The following is a 22,781-nucleotide window of genomic DNA, read 5'->3' on the forward strand; positions in this document are numbered from 1 at the left end:
AACAGGTGTTAAATAGGGAATTGGATATGGATAACTGTTTGATGAGGCACAGAATTAATTGTAATTTTTCCATTAAGTAACTTAACTTTTGACTCTATCGTTTTCAATCCAATTCCCTTATTTTTCTCTTCGCCCTGTTCAAAGCCCTTACCATTATCTTTTGCCATGATATGGACATGATTATTTACTACAGAAATATTGATATGAGCAATAGTGGCTTCTGCATGTTTCATGATATTTAAAGCCAGTTCCTGCACAATGCGATAAATGGCCAATTGCAGATACTTATCTAACTTAATATCCATCCCTGAAAAAGTGCAATTGAAATAGGTTTCACCTTTCAACTGTAAGCAAATATCATGTATGGCCGCTTTTAAACCGAAATCTTCCAGAATAGAAGGCATCAGCTCATGCGAGATTTTTCTGCTTTCCTGAATACACATACCCAATAATTCTTTTGACCGATTTAGAGCCTGGCTATTTTCGCTATCGGTTAGTTTAATGCGGTCTAAAGTGGTTTTTACTCCATACAATACCTGCCCCAAGCCATTATGCAGGCTTTCAGCAATTCTTTGCCGCTCTTCTTCCTGTGCATTTAAAGTGGCTTTTAAAATTTGTTTTTGTTGTTGTTTCTCTAACAAACGTCGTTCATAAGTTAATTGCTTGTTTTTTTCTTCCAAAGCCCTTTGTTGGGTAATATCTTGCGAAATTCCTACTATATGGGTAGAGTTACCACTCTCATCTCGCATATAAACAGTACTCTTAGTGGTTATCCAATGGATTTTACCTTTAGCATCTATTAGGCGGTAGGTGAGTGACTTGATTTCTTTATGATGTTTACCTTTAAATTCATCTAAGCAGGCGTAAAAATTTACCTTATCATCAGGATGAATAAACTTTTCAAAGAAACCTTTTCCCATTTTTTTGATTTCAATCTGCGATTTTTCTACTAAGTGCTCAATTCTGTAATTAGAATAAAACTGTTGCATGGTTTCTAAATTAATGGCATACAACATATCGGGAGCAGAATTAGCTATACCCTGTATCATAGCAGAATTTTCGTTAAAGAGCTGTTCAGCAATTTTGCGTTCACTAATGTCGAGATTGGTAGCTAACAAATTATCACCCATTTTTACGAACATGCAAGAGTACCATTTGTTAAAATCTTCAAAAGGATAAAAATATTCTGTACTGATAGGTACACCGGTTTCCATTACTTTTACCATTTTTTCAAACAAACCTACTTTTTTAATACCAGGATATTCTTCTGCATAGAGTTTCCCAATCAGGTCATTCCTACCGGTTTCCTTTTCTAATGCCTTGTTGGTAAGAGCTATCCTGAAATCAATAATATTACCCTTTTTGTCTCTTTCTGTTTTTAAAACAGACATGCCCATTAAAGTATTGTTATAAATGGCTGCCAGCTCATCTCTACTTTCTTTAAGTTCTTTTGTTCTGAGTTGAACATCTTTTTCAAGCTTAGCTAGGTATTTTTCTTCTGTTTCACGAATAAGTTCCTCTTGTTTTTTTTGAGCGGTAATATCCCAATGTATTCCCCTTACTTCAGAAATTCTGCTATGCGGATGGTAAACTCCTTTTCCACGTTCTTCTATCCAGGCAATTTTACCGTCAATTGGTCTGATGATACGGTAAACATGATGAAATTCTTTTTGTTCCTCGCAGGCTTTTTCTAATATCTGGTTATGTTTTTCCTTATCATCAGGGTGGATCATAGAGAAACCTTCATTCTCGTTGTAAGATAAACCTTTGTTTTTTAACCCGAATACCACTGGCGATAAAGGCGACATCATTACCCGTCCTTTTTTAGAAAGCCAGTGAAAAGTACTCATATTAGAAGCAGTGAGGGCTACGGCTAACTGTTCTTGCGAATGGTTAAGCTCTTTTGCCATATTTGCCTGCTCAACATAAGACCAAGTTCTTTCAGCTGTTTCTTCAATAAGTGTAACTTGATCATCAGACCAGATATGAGATAACGAATGATATACCATTAACAGCGCTGCAAGCTGCCCTCTTTTAATTAAAGGAACGGCAATCCATGCATGTGATTGCAGGGTTTCATATAATGAAAATTCTTTACTCTGATTTTTTACTTTGTTTTTTAATGGAGAAACAGCTCGTGTTTTCCCAGCTTTTAAGTATTCACGTTCTTCTCCCAAATCAGAAAGAGGGTAAAGACCAGGCTTAAAGACTATTTGTTTTCTTTTTTGATAAAGGCGTTCAATTTGAATATAATCAACATGATTGATATCAGTAACATGAGCGTAAAAAGCATAATCTGCATCTAACTGCTCTGCAATAACACGGGCAGCAAGTTCTTGTATAATAAGTGGATTTGAAATAAAACGAATGGCATCGGTTAATTTCAATAGATAGCTTTGCTTTTCGTCACTTTGACGTAAGATGTTCTCTGCTTTTTTTCTTTCTGTAATGTCATTAAACAATATTCCCACCAAATTATCTCCTAATTCGGTGATAGGAAAAGCTTCTATTTCAAACCACCCATTAATTAAGGTTGCAGGTAATTCAAAATGGGCAGACTTCTTACTGCGTACAATCTCTCCAAAAATCTTAAACCAGTGTTCTTCATGCTGAGGCCAGATTTCGCGTATGGTTTTTCCTTCATAATCCTGTATACCAGTTTGTTTCTGAAAGGCGGGATTTACTTCAGTAAAACGATAGTCTACAGAATGCCCCTTTTTATCCCAGATTATCTCTATAATGCAGAAACCCTGATTTATGGAGTTGAAAAGCGAAGTGTACTTTTGACGGAGTTTTGTGTTAAAGATTTCCTGACTTTTCTTTAAGCTCGTAATATCCCTGCCTATGGCAATTACACTTTTAGCTTGGTTGTGTATGGTAAACTCCGGTGCTAACTTAATATCATAGAATAGCTCACCAAGAGGTGTTTTAAAAGGCATAGAAACGCGCTGTATATGACCGTTTTCTAATACACTGTTAATTTTTTCGATGAGAGGGGCAACATCTGTATGCGGCCATATTTGCTGTGGGGTTTTGCCCCAAGCTTCATGAAGTGTTAATTTGGTTTTGTGGGTAAACGTGGTATTGCCATAGCTCAGGCGAAGGTCGCTGTTCCATTTGGTAACCACATCAGGCGTATTTTCAACCAGAGTCTGGTATAAATTTTCATTTCGTTTATCCTTTTCTATACATTCAAAACTTACTACCACGCCACCAGATACAGGATTAACGTTTAATTTGATCCAGCCCTTGCTAAAAATTGAAATGTATTCAAAAGTACCGCTTTTCTTTTGGGCAATGGCCTGGTTAAGCTCGTGAAAATAATTAGTTTCTTTTACTTCAGGAAACAACGACCAGATGTTTTTTCCCAGCATTGCTGTTTTCTCTTTGCCAAAAAATTGCCCTGCTTTATTATTTACATAGATGAAGTTAGATTCATTATCTAACATATAACATGCCATAGGTATGGTATCTAATATAAGTAAGGCATCTTGAAAGTGGGGCATAAACAGAAGAGGAATTGATGTAAGTTAAACACAATTCTATTTAATTGGTTTGACTTACCTCGGTTTTTTAAAAAAAATAAAACAAAACACTACAGCTTGCATTATAAAATTAGATAAGAAAAATCATATTATAATAAAAATGGTACCGGATTGACTTTGCAATAACGTTTTACAGGAAAGCATTTCAAAGAAAAATAAAAGACTTAAGAAATACAGCGAATGAGAAGCAATCTATGCAGGTTTAATCAGCAGGTATTTTTACGCTTCTTATGCAGTTTTATACCTGCAAAATTCAAATAATACCTGATTTTTATGTCTAAAAAACATATGGTTGATCTTATTTTGTTTTAACGCTACAAAAAGATTTATTTAGACAAGTGTTACAATACAATTAAGCATAATGATAAATATTTTATTAGCAGAAGATCATAATATTGTTAGAAATGGCATAAAAATGCTTTTAGAAGCAGATGAGGAGATACAGGTTGTAGGCGAAGCCGTAAATGGTAAGGAGATTATAAAGCAGATTGATTTGCAGCCGGTTGATATGATTTTGGCTGATATTAATATGCCCGAAATGGACGGCATGCAATTGCTTAAAGAAGTTAAAGCGAGATACCCACATATAAAAGTAATCATGCTATCTATGCACGAGAATGAAAAATATGTGATGGAAGTTTTTAAAAATGGCGGAGATGGTTACCTCCTAAAAAATATCAGTTCTGATGAACTCATATTTGCCATTAAATTTGTACGCCAGCAGCGTAAGTATCTTTGCGCAGAATTGACTATGATACTTATGGATAATCTGCTGAAAAACAAAACTTTTTTTACAAGTATGCCCAATAACGAAATCGATTTTTCGTTACGAGAGCTTGAAATCATACAGCTTATCGCAGAAGGTATGACCAATCTCGAAATGTCTGAAAAATTATTCCTAAGTAAACGTACTATAGAAGGACATCGGCAAAGTCTTTTAGATAAAACCGGATCCAAAAATTCTGCTGCATTAATACGCTATGGTGTGTTACATGGACTTATCCAATAAATGTTTTTATCAGAATAAAAACTACAAATCGTTGATTTTTGCTGAGAAAAACCTGAAAGATACAAGCAAAGTTATAATTTAGTTGATGTAAACCTTTTAAATTATAATACTGCAATTATGAGAGCATTAAAGATTTTTATAGCAACAAGTTTAGACGGATATATTGCCAAACCTAATGATGATCTGAGCTTTTTGAAACTTGTAGAAAAAGAGGATGAAGATTATGGCTATAAAAATTTTACGGATACCATAGATACACTAATTATTGGCCGAAAGACTTATGACTGGGTACTGAATGAAATTGGTGCTGCGCACTATGATAATGGTAACAGAACAGTATATGTAATTACAAGAACTGAAAGACCCGGTTCGGGCAAAGTAATTTTTTATAATGGTCATATTAATGATCTGGTACAAAAGCTAAAAGCACAACCCGGAAAAGATATCTACTGTGACGGAGGAGCAGAAATAATCACAGAATTGCTAAGATATAACCTCATTGATGAATTCATTATTTCGGTTGTTCCAATATTACTTGGTGGTGGTGTAAGATTATTTAAAGATGGAAGACCTGAGCAAGAGCTTGAATTAATAGGTGAACAATCATTCGATACCGGATTGGTTCAGTTGCATTATAAACTGAAACCGAAAAACCGATAAGGATTATCAAATTCGAAAGCCGATTACAATAAATTTCCTTAAACCATTTCTAAAGCCCTGTTGTTTTTTATAAAGCAACATTGCTTTGTTTATAACGTTTCTCAAGCTTATGAATTAAGATGTAAGAGGAGAAAAATAATGAAATCAATTTGGAAAGGAGCCATTGGGTTTGGTTTGGTAAACATACCGGTAAAATTGTATTCGGCAGTACAAAACAGTAATCTTGACTTAGATATGCTCGATAGCAGAGATTTATCTAAAATCAAATACCAGCGCATTAATGAACATAGTGGAAAAGAAGTGCCTTATGATCGTATTGTAAAAGGTTTTCTGTTAAAAGACAATTATGTGGTATTGGAAGAAGAAGATTTTGCAAGTGCGATGCCCGAGAAAAGTAAGTTGATAGAACTGGAGAATTTTGTAGATATCAATGATATCAATCCTGTTTATTATGAAACATCTTACTATGCTCAACCAGAAACGCAAGGTAAAAAAGCGTATGCTTTATTGTTAAAAGCACTTCAGAAATCAAAAAAAGCAGGTGTGGCCCGTTTTGTACTGCGCAGTAATGAGCACCTTTGTGTTATACATCCCTTAAATAACGTTTTAGTAATAACCAGGATCCGTTTTCAGGAAGAAATCAGAAGTGCTAAAGAACTTGAAATTGAAAGCGAAAATATTAAACCTAAAGAACTCGAAGTAGGTATGGCATTAATTAAGCAATATAGCAGCGATTTTGATATTTCTGCCTTTAAGGACGAGTACAGTTTAGAATTGATGAAGATTATCAGAGCTAAAGCTAAAGGTAAAAAAGTGGTGGTTAAGAAAATGCAACCTGTAAAACATGTGAGCGACGACCTGTACGAACAGCTGATGCAAAGCCTTAATAAAAAAAGAGCTTAAGGCTGGTCAACCCTTAATTATAAGTCAGATTCAATAATGCTGATACGTAGTAAGAATTAGGCCTAAGGTATATTTACGGAAGAATGATGTATGAAATACTGTTTTTAAACTCTATAAGAAACATTTGTCTATAGTATTGTTTTATAAATGCTTAGATACAAGCAGGAAATTCATTCACATTTAAAAACTTAATACCTATGGACTATCAAGATCAAAATCAGCAGAACAGAGAGGAACAAGGTTCAACTCAGCAAAACCCTGAACAAAACAGACCAGTATCTGGTGGCAATATGCCAACCTCGGCAGGAGGTAATCAGGATTATGGAAATTTCAACAACGAGCAGAGAGAAAGAGAAGAAAGAGAAAACACCGAAAACCCTGAAGAAACCAACTGGAAAGATACAGATCAGGATGAAACAGAAATGGGAATGGATGACGAAGAAGAGTTTAACAACCAACCCAACCGGGAGCGTGAAGGAGGTTTGAGCGAAGACGAACGTAGAGAAGGGAGAGAAGAAGACCTTGAAAGACGACATCCGGAAGATGGATCAGTTCTTTGATCCCTATACACAAATCCCACATCTAAGTGGGATTTGATGTTTATGTTCAGTTTAATTTATAACGTATGAAAAACAAAGACACAATTACCAGAAGAGAAATGGTAGGCGGATTGGGAGCAGGGATGCTGGCTATGGCTGTATCTCCAAATCTGGCTATGGCAGGTCGACCAAATAATAATACTATAAATACTCTTGACGATCCGAGAGAAAAATATCCTAAACCACCTTTTAGACCGCAAAGCCAACCTTGGCCCGGATTAGCTGGTCAGATGGATCCTAAACCCGATCATGGAGAAAACAGTTATAAAGGTTCAGGTAGATTAAGAGGTCGTAAAGCCCTTATTACAGGTGGAGATTCTGGTATGGGACGAGCAGCCGCAATTGCCTATGCCAGAGAAGGAGCTGATATAGCTATTAATTACTTACCTTATGAAGAACCTGATGCAAAAGAAGTAATTGCTTTGATCCGTAAAGAAGGCCGTAAAGCCGTAGCTATTCCAGGAGATCTGCGCAGTGAAGATTTTTGTAAGAAATTGGTAGCAGATACAGTAAATATCTTGGGAGGAATCGACATCTTGGTAAACAATGCCGGTCGTCAGCAAACCCGAGCTTCTATACTTGAGCTCAGTACTGAAGATTTTGATGCAACACTTAAAACCAATATGTATGCACCTTTTTGGATCATTAAAGCGGCAGTGCCACATTTAAAACCGGGTTCTGTTATTATTGCCACTACTTCAGTACAGGCAACCGATCCTTCACCCGATCTTTATGATTATGCACAGACCAAAGCCGCTACTACTAATTATGTACGTAGTTTAGCTAAGCAACTGGCAAATAAAGGTATCAGAGTAAATGGTGTTGCACCAGGTCCTATTTGGACAGCCTTACAGGTAAGCGGAGGAGCAACTCAAGAAAAACTGGTAAAGTTTGGAGGTGATACGCCTTTGGGACGTCCCGGGCAACCCGCCGAACTGGCTTCTATTTATGTACAGTTGGCGGCTAATGATGCTAGTTATGCCTCTGGACAGATTTATGGTGCTGCAGGTGGTGGCGGACAACCTTAACTATTTCCCCGTTTCTGAGTGAGGAGCATCCACAGGTTTAGATTCAGGCGACCCTTTCTGACGTAGATAAATAGTTAAAAATACAATAGTAAATACAGATAAGAATTCGCTTTGCCAGTTCTGAAAAGTTTCGAACCAAAAACGGGGATTGCTTAAGAATGAAAATAGATCTTCAACGGGCTGATGGTTTAACAACTGTTCGGTATTGTAATCTTTTCTGCTTCCATATAGATGTAAAGCCCAGCTTATTAAAAAGAGGAGACCAAAAGCAATAGACAAAGAATAGCTGTAGAGTTTTAACCACCAGCCGCCTTTCTTTACTGGCCAGGGTGCATTTTTATGCGGTACAGGATCGCGGTCTACTTCTTCTCTTTTGTCCAGACTTTTAGATTCGGCAGAGCCTTTTTGTCTTAAACCTACAGTAAGTACCACATACAATACCATTTGTAAGAACTCACTTTCAAAATTTTCAAAAGTGGCCGAAATGAAATGACCACTTTGTAAATAGCTAAAAAAATTAATCATTTGCTGATGTTCTTCTATCAATTCCTGATTGTAAGCTTTCCAGCCGGCAAAGGCCTGAGCAAAAAGAGTGAGTAAAAAAAGACTTAGAAAAAAAATGCTCAATCCATTTTTGTATAAAAAACTGTGTTTCATAGCGTTTATATAATAGTTACCATTGAAGTTTTAACTTTTGCTTAGCATGTATGTTAAATGAAAGATGTCCATTTGTTGTACTATTAGGGGTTAAAAGTTTAGCTGTTTTGTCTTTGATACAGCTTAATTTAAATTGATAGCTTTTTTTACCTGTTAATAAGATTTGTAATTTACAGGGCATTTCATCTTCACCGCCAACACTCAAATAAAGCATTTGTTTTTTTCGGCTAAACCGATCTAAGGGATAATCTGTGAAGATGAGGAACTCCTCATTTGATATTTTAAAATATTGTCTTGGAATAATGCTGAAAGAAATTCCCGCTCCATAAACTTCCTGCCCAACCTGTCCTGCTTGTTCCCACCCATCACGCGAGTCTTCAATTGCTACCCATAACGAAGGATCTACTTCACCTGTTTTTGCGGTTGTAGCCAGCATATCCTGTGGTAATAAAGTAGGAAAATAATAGGGGATTCTTGAAATGGCATATCGAATAAACTCGGCAATGAGCAATTTTAAGCCGGATATCATATTTATTCCCTTTGCTTCTTCATAATAGCAATAAAGTCCGGCATAAACTTCTTGTTCTTCATATGCAGCGGTGTAAGGTGCATTTTTTAGGGGATAAACCGCAAAGAAAGAAGGAAAATGCCTGCCATTACCATAACCACATTTCCAGAGTTGTACATTTTTAAAAATCCCAGCTAAGCATACATAGCTGAGTTCAAGGTAATGCTGTTGCTTAGTTAATTTGTAAAGCTTAAGCAGAGCCACTGCAGAGAAGGTTGTATTGTTGGCCTGATAAAAAAGGTCAAAACCCATACCATCTAACTTTTTTACACTTCTTTTCGCTTCAGCTAAAAAATGGCTTTTGTGCGTAAGTTCCCATGTTTTAAACATTAGATCTGCATAAGTGCCGGGTACGTCTTTTTCTCCGCCCTCGCCTTCGGCTGTTTCGGCTTTGATAATTTTTAACGTACTCATTTCGTAAAAAACAGGCCATTTGTACTTAAATTTTTTGGCTACATTCATGCAGTAGTTAATAGAACGTAACAACAATTCTCTGGCTTCTTTATCTCCCTTAGCAGCTAATCGGGCTAAATTCATTAAAGGATGATGCAAGTACCATGAATCCATTACTCTTGGTTTTTTCTGTTCTTCAGAATAATCAAGGTTAGATTCTAATGCAGGTAACCAGCGTACAATTGTTTTAAGATCTTCATCGTAAAATGCCCAAAGACCTTCCTTTAATTTTTCAATAATAGGATGTCTTTTTTCACCTTTCCATTTTATATATTCAACCAGAGGCAAGAGCACGGCAAGCTGTACCATAATTTCTGGAGGCGTTTTGTAATCGCTTACATAGGCGTTAAGATAATGATGCCCTCCTCCATAACTCCAGTAGCCGCTGTGAAATTGCATATCCTTTAATCCTTTTTCTGCAATTTTAAGCCATGCATGAGCGCTTGTGTCTGGTTTAGGTAGGTATTTATATATTTTAGCCAGATATTCTATATATCTGCTGCTAACTTCAATAGGATTTTTAGGGATTTCCTGTGATAAGAGCACAAAGCTGTCACATAAGGTGTAATTTGCTCCGGCACATAAAGATTTATTATCCGGAAGAGGAAGAGAAAAGCCAATTTCAGGCCAGTTTCCACCCACCAATTCAGAGCCAGAAGTTTCGGTTTGTTCAAAATAAGGGTTAAGTGCGGTAAGATTTGAAAAATAAAAAATACTGCCGGTTTTTGGTTTGTTTAAAGAAACATACAGTGCACCAGAGCGGTTGCCTATTTGGCTGGCATGCATTTTTGCAGAAGCTGAAATTTTCCAATTTTTAGTAAAACAGAGAATATCTTTAGGCCAATAGGTTAATAATAGATTGATATCAGGTACAAAATCTGTTTTATATCTGAACATAGGATATGTTTGATCAGGAAATGTAATATAAGTCCAATATTTTCCGGTGCTGCTTTTCAATTGAATAGATAAGCCATTTTCTATTTGGTTGATGCGCTTGACAGATAACTTACCTGTTTGTCCAAAAACAACTCTAAAAGCTATTTTGGAACGGTTAGGCCAGTAATAAACTATCCAAAGTGAATCAGATGTAAGGTAAAATTCTAAAGAAAGTACTTTACTTTCTAATCGTTCTATCGATTTAAGCTGCGGTAACTCTGTAGCAGTTTGTAAGGCCCATGCCGAAAGAGGCTTCATTTAGATCAGTTGTTTTAAAGGTTTAATCTTAAGGTCAACAATGGCACAACGTTCTGATTGAGAGAGTACATAAAGTATGCTACGGGCAATATCATTGCTATGTAGCATAGTCAATTCTTCTAACTGATGTTTTTTTTCGGTCTCGCTTATTTTATGCATAGGTGTAGCAACAGAACCAGGTTCAATTAGAGTAACATTAATGTTTTGGCCATTTACCTCTTTTCTGAAAGATTCTGCAAAACCTTGTAAAGCAGATTTAGTGGCTACATATAATGAACTCTCTTCTTCTCTTGTATCTGCGCTCATAGAACCAATGCAGATAATATGACCCGAACCCTGTTTTGTCATGTGCAAAACAGCTTCATGACAGCAGGCGATATAGCCTAAAAGGTTGGTTTTTACAATATATTCCCAGTCTTGGTAATGTCCGTTTAAAATACTTCCATAGCCTAACCCCGCATTGTTCACTAAAATATCCAAACCACCCCAGTTTTTGTCTATGCTTTCAAATAAACGATGTAAATCTTCGGGGTTGGCAACATCTGCGCACATGCCATAAACTTCAGCTTCTTCATGTTCGGCTTTGAGTTTTTCTAAGGCCTTATCTAATTTTTCTTCATCACGGCCAATAATGTATAAACGGACACCATATTTAGCTAATAACAAGGCGGTAGCAAGACCTATACCACTAGTGCCACCTGTTATTAATGCACGTTTCTGAATTATTCTGTCTGTAGAAAAGAAGTTTTCCATAATTATAAATTAAGGTTTAGCTTTAGACTGCGATTGTTCAATTTTTATAGAATAATCACCTTTATCACCTATTATTTTCTGCATGATTTTATACACTTGGTTTGCCTCTGCCAAATGATGTTTAAGAACAGGTAATTTGTCCGCTGCAAATTGAATTAGTTTTTTATTATGGGCTGTACTGCTTGCCTGGCTAAAAAGTTTAATTGCTTTTTCATGTTCGCTTACCATCAATCTGGCATAATAAAAATTTCGTTCATCTTCTTTTAACGAATCTAATTTTGCAAGTATGTTTTTTTGAGCCTGAGGCAAATCTTGTGGTAAAGAGATTTTTTCTGCTTTGGCAATCTCTTTTAGTTCATGCTGGGCCGTACTATGATCCCTTACCATAATAGTTGCCAGATTCTGTATATCGGGGTTTTCTGTAAGTTTGATCATATGCGCACTGCTTTCTGTTTCCATCATACTGCCTATAGCAGCTTGTGTCGCAAAATCATTAGCGCTGCCTCTCTCTAAAGCTTTATCTTTAGATAGAGGTGTAATCTGTTTTAGATTATTCTGGCTGCTCGGGTCCGGGGTTTCTCGGCATGATAATAGGAATAAAACTGCCAGTACCATATAAAAATATTGTTTCATAAAACTCTCTTTTAATTTAATTGAAACACAAGTAAACGTTAATGAGTTTAGTCAGTAACATAAATCAGGTATTCATATCGATTACTTGCTTTAACTACTTATGGTCTTGCACTAACTACGTATTTTATGGATTAACTGAACTTTTTGGCTAATTGATTTATTAGTAATAAATAACCTAAATCCATTGACTGATGAAAACGAAAAATGATTATTCCGATAAAAGAATTCCGGAACAGGAAGTAGGCTCAAAAGTAGATGCAATTGAGAAACTGTCGTTGGCAGACGAAGCCACAGCCATCGATTTTTTCCGGGTTGTAAAAGAAAGATTGCTATCTGTAAACAAATGGGCAGAATTTGCTGGAACAAATATGTCGACCTTTCAACTCACAGATGCTTCAGGTAACTTAGTAAGCAGAGAAGCTAAAGAAGGCGATTACCTTAAAATAGATATCCCGGGGCCGGGAACCGCCTTAGGTAAAGGCTATGATTGGGTAAAGATTGAAGAAATTAAAGAGGAGAGTGATAATAATGTGGATATTCTTACGATGAGAGTACGTCCTGCAGAAAATCCTTTATCCAAAAATTCCGAAACAGCACATTTTCTTACCGAACAAGCCAGTTCCACTTTTCAGGTAAAACGTATAGGTAAACATATTTATGCCGAAGAACATGGGCGTAACGAACAGGCCAATACTTACACGAGTGATACTTTAGACAATCTCCGTAATATGGTTGTGGGATGGGCGGCTATGTTGGGCTTCTCTTATCCACAATGGAAAGCATTGGTTAAAGGTCTGGTTAAATTTCCCGGAAAAGACAAAAAGTAAGAGCTAAAAATCAGTTTTCTTCTCTTCAGGCGTATTTATTAAAATGCAATAAAATTTGCGTAGTTAAGTAGCTACATATATATTTGTAGTCAAATGACTACGTAATGAACTTAAGAAGAGATGTATTTCAGGCCATAGCCGATCCCACAAGAAGGGCTATATTGTTATTGGTTGCTTCCCAATCTATGACTGCAGGTACAATTGCCTCAAACTTTAATACTGCGAGGCCTACTATATCTAAACATTTGCAGATACTAACTCAATGCCAGCTACTTGAACAGGAGCAAAAGGGCAGAGAAGTTCACTATTATATCAATGCAGAAAAAATGAAAGAAGTGGCAGACTTTATTGAACCATTCCGCAAAATGTGGGATGAACGCTTTAATAAGTTAGAAACTATTATGAAAGAATTTAAACCAAAACTATAATATGGAAAGAAAAACAAAAGTACAGGCAGAAGAAGGCAAACAAGAAATAGTGATTACAAGAGCTTTCGACCTGCCTTTAGAATTACTTTTTAAAGCCTATACAGAGCCAGAAATTATTGAGCAATGGATGGGAACCAAAGTATTGAACTTAGAAAATAAAAAGCATGGCAGCTGGCAATTTGAAACAACAGATGCTAAAGGAAATGTAGTATTTAGGGCTAACGGAACCATACATGAGTTTAAGCCGAACCAAAGGATTGTACGCACCTTTGAAATGGAAAACACTGCTTTTGATGTACAGCTTGAATACTTGGAATTTGTACAATTAACTGCACAAACCAGCAAGCTTAACATGCATGTTATATACAAATCTGTTGCTATAAGAGATCAGCTGCTTAAATTACCTTTTGCACAAGGCATAGATATGGCGCATAATCGTTTGCAGGCCGTATTAAGCAATTTAAAATAAACCAGTTGTGATGAGCACAAATTATCGGTAAATTAAATCAAAATAACACCAACTCTAAATGGAAAGAAGGATTAATGATATCTGTAACAGAAAATTAGCTGTTACAAAATTACTGGATGCTCCTGTTGATTTGGTTTGGGAAGCATGGACAAAACCTGAACATATTGCAAACTGGTGGGGACCTCATGGATTTACCAATACCATTCAACAAATGGATGTAAGAGCAGAAGGCGAGTGGCGGCTAACTATGCACGGGCCCGATGGAAAAAATTATCTGAATAAAAGCCTATTTAAAGAAATTATTCTGTTCAGCAAGATTGCGTTCCAGCACTTTAATCCTAATTATGAAGCCAAAATTACCTTTGAACCAAAAGGAGATAAGACCTTAATGGAGTGGATTGTATTGTTTGAAACGGTTGAATTGTTTGAAACAGTGGTTAAAGTGTTTAAAGCAGACGAAGGACTGCTGCAGAATATCGAAAAATTAGAAAGCTATTTACAAAGGTTATAATTTTAATTTTTAGTTATATCACATTGAACAATATATGAACAACAAGAAATTATCAACACAACAACAACATGATATCCTGAATATTTTGAAAAACCGTTTTGCAGAAAATATGGATCGCCATCCCGATCTGAAATGGGAAAATATACAAGCCAGGTTAGAAAAAGATACAGCTAAATTATGGTCGCTTAACGAAATGGAAGCAACAGGAGGGGAGCCAGATGTGATTGCTTATCATGAAGAAACAGATACATATATCTTTTGCGATTGTTCTGCAGAAAGCCCTAAAGGTAGACGAAGTCTTTGTTATGACCGCGAAGCATTAGATGCGCGTAAAGAACATAAACCTGCTAACAGTGCAATAGATCTGGCAAATGCCATGGGTATCGAGCTCTTAACTGAAGAACAATATAGAGCATTGCAAAAGCTTGGAAAATTTGATATGAAGACATCGAGCTGGCTAACAACACCTGCTGATATTAGAAAACTTGGCGGAGCCATATTTGCTGATTACCGTTATGGAAATATTTTTATTTACCATAATGGTGCTGAATCTTACTATGCAGCAAGAGGCTTTCGGGGAATGTTAAAAGTATAAATCACCCTGTAACTTATTAAGGAGGTACATCTGATCTGGTATTAAATTATTAGATTGGGTATTAAATATTGCTAACTTTTTTAACTTTGCTAAAGTTCGCTTTAAACCATCTATTAAAAACTATTCTGCTTTAACGTTATGGAACTACTCAAAAAGTCTTTTTATTGTTTTCTTTTATCTGCATGTTTTATAATTTCATGCAAGGAGTTTATAGAAAGACCTTTAGATAATAAGCAGATAAGAATAATAGCTCCCGCAAATCATGTAGAGACCAATAGTTACCAGCTAACGTTCTGGTGGGAAACCCATCCAGATGCTTTTCAGTATAGGTTACAAGTGGTATCGCCAGATTTTTCTGAAGCGGTAAAATTCATTTTAGATACTGTGGTACGTAGTGATAAATTTACCTATACATTAGAACCTGGTAATTACCAGTGGCGTGTAAGAGGCGAGAATGGAAGCAGTGCAACCCTCTATACTACAGGTAATTTTGTTGTACATCCGTCTTCGTTAAAAGAGCAGGTAGTACAACTTGTTGCACCTGCTCAAAATCAATATACTTCTAATCCTTTGGTACAATATGAATGGTTAAAACTTTTTGGAGCAACACAATACCGTTTGCAAATAGACGATCATAATTTTTCAGATGAACAAAATCTGGTAGTAAATGCACTTACAGATAACCTGACTTATATGAATACTTTAGTTAGAGAAGGAACTTATCAATTTAGAGTAAGAGCGGAGAAGGATACAGAAATTTCTAAATGGTCTGCAGTAAGAAGTATTACTTATGATGCTACGGCTCCTGCAAAAGTTATCCTGATCTCACCTGCAAATAAGCAAGCAATAAGTAAACCTGTTACGCTTACATGGAATCCGTTAACAGATGCAGAAAAATATGAGGTGTATGTTTATAAAAGCGACTCCGTTACTTTATACAATTCTGGTTATCCTCAAATTGTAAACAACAATAGCTTGGTTTTTAACCAGGGCAATGTTAATGAAACACTGGTTTGGAGAGTCAGAGCCATAGATAAAGCAGGAAATAAAGGCGAAATGAGCGATTATTTTACGTTTACTCTTCGTTAATCCATGAAAAATAAAGCGCTAACTTATTTATTGATAGTCTGTGTTGCTGCAATTTGGGGTGTTATTTTTTACCGTATTTACGCCGGGCTGAATGATGAAGAATTACCATTGCCAAAGACTTCGGCTGTAAAAACAGCCTATTTTAATGAGATAAATCACCTTAATGATACGGTAACCTTAAATTTAAGTTACCCCGATCCATTTTTTGCTAACCCATCTGATGCTTATCAGGGAAAAAGAATACCAGAAAATATGCCTAAAACGCCTTCGCTTATAAAAGCAATTCCTATTCAGAAACCTGCTATAAACTGGGCAGCTATTCAATATACCGGTTATATTAATAATCCTGCCAATAAGCAAAAACTGGCTATGCTTAACATTCAGGGTAAAGAAGCTTTATTGGCCGAGGGTCAAAGTTCTAACGGATTAAAATTAGTTAAGCATTTGGGAGATTCGGTAAGAGTACAGTTTCAGGGAGAGACCAAATACATTAGAATTAAATAAAATGAGAGTATTTTCTGTTATTTTTCTTTTTTCAATCCTATCTGCTTTAACTGTAAATGCGCAGTCATACAGGCAACCATTAGATATTGCAGCATATCGGCATTACATTGCATATGAGGATCATAAAGTTGCTTTTTATACCCAGCCATCAGACAAGAATCTGAGGAAACTCTATCCTTTATCTAATTATTACTGGTTTAGTAATGGTCAAATCAGATCTACACAAGGAGGGTATAGCGGAAAGCTTATCCATGGTTTATACAGCGACTATTACCTGAACAACCAGCTTAAAGAACAAGGTTATTTTAATATGGGATTAAAGGAAGGGGAATGGAAATCATGGAATGAGGCAGGTAGTTTAAAAACACGTGTAAACTATAGAAAAGGCGAAGCTAATGGGACTTTTTACAGATACAATACCGCTGGGCTGCTGATTGAAGAGGGGACTTATGCTAATGGAAAAATAAATGGCAAATTAAAAAAATACATTAGGCCCGATAGTGTAAAAGTAGAAAGATATAAAAATGGTATTATTGCACCACAAGAGGAAAACAATAAACAAGGTTGGTTAAAACGTCTGTTCAGAAAGAATAAAGCATAATATGCTAAAGGCGGGGGCACTTTATTTTTCTATTGTAATTGCATTTTTCATTGCAATTATTTCGGCATCGTTGATTATGCTTGCTGCCCATTATAGAAACAGTTACCTGAAAAATATACGATACCAGCGATTAACAACCAATATTGAATCGGGTGTTGTTTATGCATTGGCTAAAGAAGGTATTAGCGCAGAGCCAGAAACTATAGATTTGTATGGAGATAGTATAGATAGTTTATCTGTAGAAATGAAACCCTGGGGCATATATCCCTTGGCAGTAATCAAAAGTTTTATTTTACAAGACACATTAAAACGAGCAATGCTTATTGGTCAGCAGCCCGATAAAACGGTGCTGTATCTTAGTGATGAGAACAGACCTTTGTCTGTTAACGGACAAACTAAAATAACAGGTAATGCTTTGCTGCCTAAATCAGGCATTAGGCAATCTTATGCAGAAGGTAAGCCTTATGAAGGTAGCGAATTGGTTTATGGTGGTACAATTGCCAATAGTTCGCCCAGCTTACTGCCGCTTACAGAAAATGTACTGAAATCCATTACAAATTTTTTAGATAGCACTACATGGAAAAAAAGAGGCTTTACTCAACCAATTTCTTTCACTGTTTCTTTTCTGGATTCTACTAAATATATCAGGTTACCTCTTATAGCTAATCTATCAGATATTCAATTAAAGGGTAATGTAATCTTGTATGCTGATTCTATTGTTCAGATCAGCGCCACAGCACAATTAGATGGAGTACAGATTTATGCTCCTGTTATTAAGGTAGCAAGTGGTTTTAAAGGCAGATGTCAATTGTTTGCCCGGGATTCTGTAATTGTTGGTAAGCAAACCGTATTTAATTATCCTTCGGTAATTGGAGTGATAAGAACAGAGAGCTCAATAGATCAGCCTAAAATTCAGCTTGGGCAACAAAGTATATTTAACGGGGTGATTTTCAGTTTTGAAAAAACACGTACACCTATGCAAACTATGATCAGCTTGGACAAAGGCTGCATACTTAAAGGCGAAGTATACAGCACCGGCTTTATAAAAGTAAGTAAAGAAGTAAAAATTATAGGAAAGACCTCATGCAATACTTTTGTAATGCAAACCCCTGCTACTTTGTATGAAAATTTTCTTATAGATGTTACGCTTAACAGGAATGAGCTGAGCAATTATTACCTGAGTTCTCCACTGTTCAATAGAAGTAAAAAACAGGTACTGCAATGGCTGGAATGATACATAAGAAATTGAAAGGTTCTACCTTGATTGAAGTGCTGATCGCGATGGTTATTATTGTGGTTATTTTTACCGTGGCCATGCAGGTTTTTTCAAATGTGCTGAATAGCGGGATATCTTTTAAAAAATTACAGGTGCAAAACCAAATGGAGCAACTGGCATATGAAATTAAACAACAAGGTTACCTAAAACAAAATGAGCTTCTTTTGGATAGTATAAACTATCAATTTAAGTTTACAGATACAGAAACACCAGGTATTTCTTACTTAGAAATAAAGGCGGCTATAAGAAATAAAAATGTAGGTGTTTACAAATGCCTGTTAAAGAGAAAAGAACCTGATGAGAAAAATTAAAGCCTATACTATTCTTGAAGTAACGGTTGCGATGCTTTTATCAGCTATCTGTATTACCATATGTTATACTGCTTATGGCATTATTGGCAATTATTACGAAAAATTTCAGCAAAAAAACCAAAAAGCAGATGCACTTACTTCGCTAAAACATGTCATGAGCCGAGATGTTTTTAAGAGCAGACTGATGCTGCGTACACAAAATGGCATAACACTTGAAAAAGAAGATCATAACACCATATCATACCAGTTTGGTGTTGATGCCGTACTAAGAAAACTAAATGACCAACATACAGATACATTCAAACTGGTTTGTAAAAATTGGTCGGTATATTTTGAGGGGAGAGATGTTACAGATGAAAGACTTGTAGATCGTTTGTATTTTGAAGTGAGACCTGATCCTTATATTTTAGTTCCCGTACAAATAAATAAAGAGTACAGTTCAGAAAATTTATTTAAATAACATGCCCGGTATAGATATTTCCAATTACCAATCGCCCCAGCAGAAGAAAAAGCCCGAGCAGCACTTAGAAGCGAATAGGCTGTTTGAATTTTTAAATAAAGATATTTCTTTGGGTAATGGTCAATTGCCAGATAAAAAGAAAGAGGCTTTTTATCATGAAATGGGTACATTGATACAATCGGGTATAGCTATTAAAACAGCTTTAGAGCTTACGGTGAGTTCTTATACACAAGCCAAAGACAAAGAGCTTTTTGAGAGCATAAAACAAGAAGTAATTACAGGTAGCTCTTTATCAGATGCTTTAAAAAACAATAAAAAATTTAGTAGTTACGAATATTACAGCATACGTATAGGAGAAGAAACCGGTCGCTTGGCCGAGGTACTGAACGAGCTGGGCAGATATTACAAAAGTAAAATAAGCCAGAGACGTAAAATTATAGGAGCTATTACTTATCCCTTATTGGTATTGAGTACTTCTTTTGCAGCTATCTTTTTCATGATAAAATTTGTAGTACCTATGTTTGCCGATGTATTCAAGCGTTTTGGGGGTAAACTGCCTGCAATTACGGCCATGATTGTAAGTTTTGCAGATTGGTTTGATCGTAATATATACCTGATGCTGGTTTTTATGGTAGCTATAGTAATGTTTTATGTCTTAAACAGACGTAAAATCTGGTTTAAAAAATGGCTAACACTTGCCTTGCTTAAAATACCGGTTGTAGGCGTAATTCTTAAAAAAATATATCTGGCCCGTTTTGCCAATACCATGCGTTTGCTTACCGGTACCAATACACCTCTTTTGCAAGCCATGGAAATGGTACGTCAAATGATCTCTTTTTATCCCATAGAACAATCTTTATTGATAGCAGAAAAAGATATTTTAAAGGGTAGCAGCTTATCCGCCACTTTGGGCAAGCATGAATTTTATCCCGTAAAATTTATACAGATGATCAAGATTGCAGAAGAGGTAAATAAGTTAGAATATTTTTTTGAGCAACTGGCCAATCAATATACTGAGGAAGTAGAATACCAAACCAATGCCATCAGTGGTTTGCTGGAGCCGTTGATTATCATTTTTTTAGGTTTGGCGGTGGGGATTATCCTTATAGCTATGTATTTACCTATGTTCCAGATGAGCAATAGTTTTTAATTCCTTTATATTGTAAATTAATAGTACTTAGATTTTGATGCTTAATATTTTTTGATTAGTATATTATATAGCGTCCTTATAAATTTTTTAATCCTTTATTTTTTCTTAATTTAGGTTCCGAAAAAGAATAGTCGCTCTCAGATTAAAATGTCTGTAAAGCTTCTATACCAAACAAACACCCACAATAAATGCCGAGCAGAAATAAATTCTTACGCAGAAGGGTAAAAGCATATACCCTTACGGAAATATTGGTAGTACTGGTTATTATTGGTATTCTGGTGCTCCTTGCGCTCCCTAATTTAATGCCATTAATTACCAAAGCTAAAAGTACAGAAGCTAAACTTCAGTTAGAACATGTAGCCAAGCTCCAGCAGAGCTATTTCTATGAACATTCTCGTTATGCTACCGATTTGACCGAGATAGGCTTTATACAGGAAAAACTCACTACCGACGGTAAAGATGGAAAAGCCAATTATAAAATAGAGATAGTTTCGGCCAATAATAATGCCTTTGTAGCCAAAGCTACAGCTGTAACCGATTTTAATGGAAATGGCACTTATAACGTATGGCAGATTGACCAAGAACATAACCTGAAAGAAGTTATTCCAGATTAAATGTTGTCCCTGAAATTATTAACGGGAGCAGTATTGATTTATATGGCCTGGCAGGATTTCAAGTACAGAGCCATATATGTTTGGTTGTTTATAGTTAGTGCTGTTTTGCTTGCTGTGTTAAAATATAAAGCCACAAGTTTACTTAACCTGTGGGGCGACTTGAAAAGCAATATATTCTTTCTTTTGGCGCAAGCATTGTTGATTTCGCTTTATTTTGCCTGGAAAGAAAAAAGATGGGTCAATTTACTTAAAGGCTATTTTGGGGAGGGGGACCTGCTTTTTCTGGTATGTATGGCTCTTTATTTTTCATTTATGAATTATGTGTTGTTTTATCTCATCAGTATTCTGCTTGTATTGATAGGAAGCGTTTTTTATACAAAAAGAAGCATTAAAATACCTTTAGCAGGCGGGCAAGCTTTGTGCATGGTATTGGTTATGGTTATAGATCACTGTTTTGCTGGTATGGATCTTACCCATGATTTTTGGCTTTATACTTACCTCAATTTTTAAACTTTTGTACATGGAAATTTCGGCAGATATATTACACTTGGTTCATCAGGATATGGCGATGCAATACCGTATTGTGCCCTATCAAAAAGATAAGAACCAATTGTATCTATATGCAGAAGAAGGTATAGGAGAAAGTGAACTGAGAGAAGAGCTGGAGATTATTCTAAACCAAGAGATCGTTCTTCAATTTTTGCCAAAAACAGAAATTAGCCGTTTGCTGGCCATTTGTTATCTAAAAGATCAGGCAGATTCTTCAGCACAGCCTTTGGGAGCGCTTACTACTGGAGATGAGTTCTTAGATACATTGATTAAAGAGGCCCGCAAGCTTAAGAGCAGTGATATCCATATCGAAGCATTTGAACAAAAATCGCGAGTGAGAATTCGTATAGACGGAATGATGATCGAGCGCTATCAGATTGCTAAAGGAGATTATCCAGCATTGATCAATAAGATCAAGATCATGGCCAATCTGGATATTGCTGAAAAACGTTTGCCGCAGGATGGCCGCATTCATTATAAATCTGGAGCTGAAACAGCATTTGATATCAGGGTTTCCGTATTACCTACCCTGCATGGCGAAAAGGTGGTTTTGCGTTTATTGAGCAATGCCAGTACCAATATAGATTTAAATACGCTAGGACTTTCAGAAGAAGATCTTCATCACTATATACAGGGCATACAGCGCCCTAACGGAATTATTCTCATCAGTGGTCCTACTGGGTCAGGAAAGACCACTACTTTATATGCAACATTAAAGTTGTTGAACAAAACCACCCGAAATATTCTTACTATCGAAGATCCTATTGAATATACGCTGGAAGGTATTAATCAGGTGCAGTTGCGAGAAAACATAGGCTTGGGATTTGCATCAGCTTTGCGTACTTTTTTACGTCAGGACCCTGATGTGATCATGGTGGGAGAGATCCGCGACCCTGAAACGGCCAATATGGCTATTCGTGCAGCGCTTACAGGACATCTGGTGCTTTCTACTATACATACCAACTCGGCATGGGGAACCGTATCGCGTTTAATTGATATGGGAATACCTGGATTTTTAGTAGCCAACACCTTAAATACAACAGTAGCCCAACGTTTGGTACGTTTGTTATGCCCTGCCTGTAAACAGGAAGAAACATTCAATGCAGAAGCTTATCCAAAACAGTTCAAACCTCCTTTTGCATTAAATAAGCATTATATAGCTAAAGGCTGCGGAGAATGCTATTATACTGGTTATAAAGGCAGAAAAGCGGTATATGAAGTAATCCCTATTGATGCCGAACTGGCGTTTGAAATCAAACAGGAGAATATGTATATTGACGAGCTTTTAAAAAACCGGAAAATTAAAACGCTATCGGAAAATGCTTTTGATTTATTTGCTTCAGGACAAACCACTTTAGAAGAAATTTTTCCTTTATTACTCAACATCTAAACAAG

At 36.2% G+C, this 22,781-nt stretch carries 25 protein-coding genes; 20 read left to right on the plus strand and 5 right to left on the minus strand.

Annotation, left to right across the window (positions count from 1 at the left end):
• Positions 1-8 precede the first annotated feature (8 nt).
• Complete coding sequence (locus tag ACLHG9_RS09145) at positions 9-3,506, minus strand: PAS domain S-box protein (RefSeq protein WP_410221190.1); 3,498 nt, start codon at positions 3,504-3,506, stop codon at positions 9-11.
• Between the two features lie 400 nt (positions 3,507-3,906).
• Here ACLHG9_RS09145 and ACLHG9_RS09150 point away from each other — a divergent pair, with 400 nt between their 5' ends.
• From ACLHG9_RS09150 to ACLHG9_RS09170, 5 genes are all read left to right on the plus strand, one after another.
• Positions 3,907-4,554, plus strand: coding sequence for a response regulator (locus ACLHG9_RS09150; RefSeq protein WP_410221191.1), 648 nt, complete (start codon positions 3,907-3,909; stop codon positions 4,552-4,554).
• Between the two features lie 117 nt (positions 4,555-4,671).
• Complete coding sequence (locus ACLHG9_RS09155; protein ID WP_410221192.1) at positions 4,672-5,214, plus strand: dihydrofolate reductase family protein; 543 nt, start codon at positions 4,672-4,674, stop codon at positions 5,212-5,214.
• Between the two features lie 138 nt (positions 5,215-5,352).
• Entirely contained in the window at positions 5,353-6,117 is a 765-nt protein-coding gene (locus ACLHG9_RS09160) for a Ku protein (RefSeq protein ID WP_410221193.1), read from the plus strand.
• Positions 6,118-6,314: 197 nt separating this feature from the next.
• On the plus strand, positions 6,315-6,677 hold the full coding sequence (locus ACLHG9_RS09165) for a hypothetical protein (protein WP_410221194.1): 363 nt from the start codon (positions 6,315-6,317) through the stop codon (positions 6,675-6,677).
• Between the two features lie 65 nt (positions 6,678-6,742).
• Entirely contained in the window at positions 6,743-7,744 is a 1,002-nt protein-coding gene (locus ACLHG9_RS09170; protein WP_410221195.1) for an SDR family oxidoreductase, read from the plus strand.
• Here ACLHG9_RS09170 and ACLHG9_RS09175 read toward each other — a convergent pair whose 3' ends face one another.
• From ACLHG9_RS09175 to ACLHG9_RS09190, 4 genes are read right to left on the minus strand one after another with little or no spacing between them, the layout of a single operon-like run.
• Entirely contained in the window at positions 7,745-8,401 is a 657-nt protein-coding gene (locus tag ACLHG9_RS09175; RefSeq protein WP_410221196.1) for a DUF6766 family protein, read from the minus strand.
• Positions 8,402-8,417: 16 nt separating this feature from the next.
• Positions 8,418-10,616: a hypothetical protein gene (locus tag ACLHG9_RS09180; RefSeq protein ID WP_410221197.1), complete on the minus strand. Its 2,199-nt coding sequence runs from the start codon at positions 10,614-10,616 to the stop codon at positions 8,418-8,420.
• Positions 10,617-11,369 carry an SDR family oxidoreductase gene (locus ACLHG9_RS09185; RefSeq protein ID WP_410221198.1) on the minus strand — a complete coding sequence of 251 codons (753 nt, stop codon included), beginning with the start codon at positions 11,367-11,369 and terminating at the stop codon, positions 10,617-10,619. It lies immediately after the preceding gene.
• Positions 11,370-11,378: 9 nt separating this feature from the next.
• Entirely contained in the window at positions 11,379-12,002 is a 624-nt protein-coding gene (locus ACLHG9_RS09190; RefSeq protein ID WP_410221199.1) for a DUF4142 domain-containing protein, read from the minus strand.
• Positions 12,003-12,193: 191 nt separating this feature from the next.
• On the opposite strand from ACLHG9_RS09190, the gene ACLHG9_RS09195 reads away from it, so the two are divergent.
• The 15 genes from ACLHG9_RS09195 (at position 12,194) to ACLHG9_RS09265 (ending at position 22,776) form a co-directional block, all read left to right on the plus strand.
• A complete protein-coding gene (locus tag ACLHG9_RS09195) occupies positions 12,194-12,829 on the plus strand; it encodes a hypothetical protein (RefSeq protein WP_410221200.1) in 636 nt (211 codons plus the stop codon).
• A 104-nt stretch (positions 12,830-12,933) separates the two neighbouring features.
• Entirely contained in the window at positions 12,934-13,257 is a 324-nt protein-coding gene (locus ACLHG9_RS09200) for an ArsR/SmtB family transcription factor (protein ID WP_410221201.1), read from the plus strand.
• A 1-nt stretch (position 13,258) separates the two neighbouring features.
• On the plus strand, positions 13,259-13,726 hold the full coding sequence (locus ACLHG9_RS09205) for an SRPBCC domain-containing protein (protein ID WP_410221202.1): 468 nt from the start codon (positions 13,259-13,261) through the stop codon (positions 13,724-13,726).
• A 58-nt stretch (positions 13,727-13,784) separates the two neighbouring features.
• Positions 13,785-14,237 carry an SRPBCC domain-containing protein gene (locus tag ACLHG9_RS09210; protein ID WP_410221203.1) on the plus strand — a complete coding sequence of 151 codons (453 nt, stop codon included), beginning with the start codon at positions 13,785-13,787 and terminating at the stop codon, positions 14,235-14,237.
• 34 nt (positions 14,238-14,271) lie between these two features.
• Entirely contained in the window at positions 14,272-14,832 is a 561-nt protein-coding gene (locus tag ACLHG9_RS09215) for a DUF4256 domain-containing protein (RefSeq protein ID WP_410221204.1), read from the plus strand.
• Between the two features lie 138 nt (positions 14,833-14,970).
• Positions 14,971-15,921, plus strand: coding sequence for a hypothetical protein (locus ACLHG9_RS09220; RefSeq protein ID WP_410221205.1), 951 nt, complete (start codon positions 14,971-14,973; stop codon positions 15,919-15,921).
• Between the two features lie 3 nt (positions 15,922-15,924).
• Positions 15,925-16,425: a hypothetical protein gene (locus tag ACLHG9_RS09225; RefSeq protein WP_410221206.1), complete on the plus strand. Its 501-nt coding sequence runs from the start codon at positions 15,925-15,927 to the stop codon at positions 16,423-16,425.
• Position 16,426: 1 nt separating this feature from the next.
• Positions 16,427-17,026, plus strand: a complete 600-nt coding sequence (locus tag ACLHG9_RS09230; protein ID WP_410221207.1) for a toxin-antitoxin system YwqK family antitoxin — start codon at positions 16,427-16,429, stop codon at positions 17,024-17,026.
• 1 nt (position 17,027) lies between these two features.
• Positions 17,028-18,260 (plus strand): hypothetical protein, encoded by a 1,233-nt coding sequence (locus ACLHG9_RS09235; RefSeq protein WP_410221208.1) that lies wholly within the window; start codon positions 17,028-17,030, stop codon positions 18,258-18,260.
• Entirely contained in the window at positions 18,248-18,613 is a 366-nt protein-coding gene (locus ACLHG9_RS09240; RefSeq protein ID WP_410221209.1) for a PilW family protein, read from the plus strand. The genes ACLHG9_RS09235 and ACLHG9_RS09240 overlap by 13 nt, the downstream gene beginning before the upstream one ends.
• Positions 18,600-19,073: a hypothetical protein gene (locus ACLHG9_RS09245; protein WP_410221210.1), complete on the plus strand. Its 474-nt coding sequence runs from the start codon at positions 18,600-18,602 to the stop codon at positions 19,071-19,073. Before ACLHG9_RS09240 ends, ACLHG9_RS09245 begins: the two co-directional genes overlap by 14 nt.
• Before the next feature lies 1 nt (position 19,074).
• Positions 19,075-20,223: a type II secretion system F family protein gene (locus ACLHG9_RS09250; RefSeq protein ID WP_410221211.1), complete on the plus strand. Its 1,149-nt coding sequence runs from the start codon at positions 19,075-19,077 to the stop codon at positions 20,221-20,223.
• A gap of 188 nt (positions 20,224-20,411) precedes the next feature.
• Positions 20,412-20,837 carry a type IV pilin protein gene (locus ACLHG9_RS09255; protein WP_410221212.1) on the plus strand — a complete coding sequence of 142 codons (426 nt, stop codon included), beginning with the start codon at positions 20,412-20,414 and terminating at the stop codon, positions 20,835-20,837.
• A complete protein-coding gene (locus ACLHG9_RS09260; RefSeq protein ID WP_410221213.1) occupies positions 20,838-21,347 on the plus strand; it encodes a prepilin peptidase in 510 nt (169 codons plus the stop codon). It begins immediately after the preceding gene.
• Positions 21,348-21,357: 10 nt separating this feature from the next.
• Positions 21,358-22,776, plus strand: a complete 1,419-nt coding sequence (locus tag ACLHG9_RS09265) for a GspE/PulE family protein (RefSeq protein ID WP_410221214.1) — start codon at positions 21,358-21,360, stop codon at positions 22,774-22,776.
• The last annotated feature ends 5 nt before the right edge of the window (positions 22,777-22,781 follow it).

This window comes from Pedobacter sp., assembly GCF_046462515.1.
GTDB lineage: Bacteria > Bacteroidota > Bacteroidia > Sphingobacteriales > Sphingobacteriaceae > Pedobacter.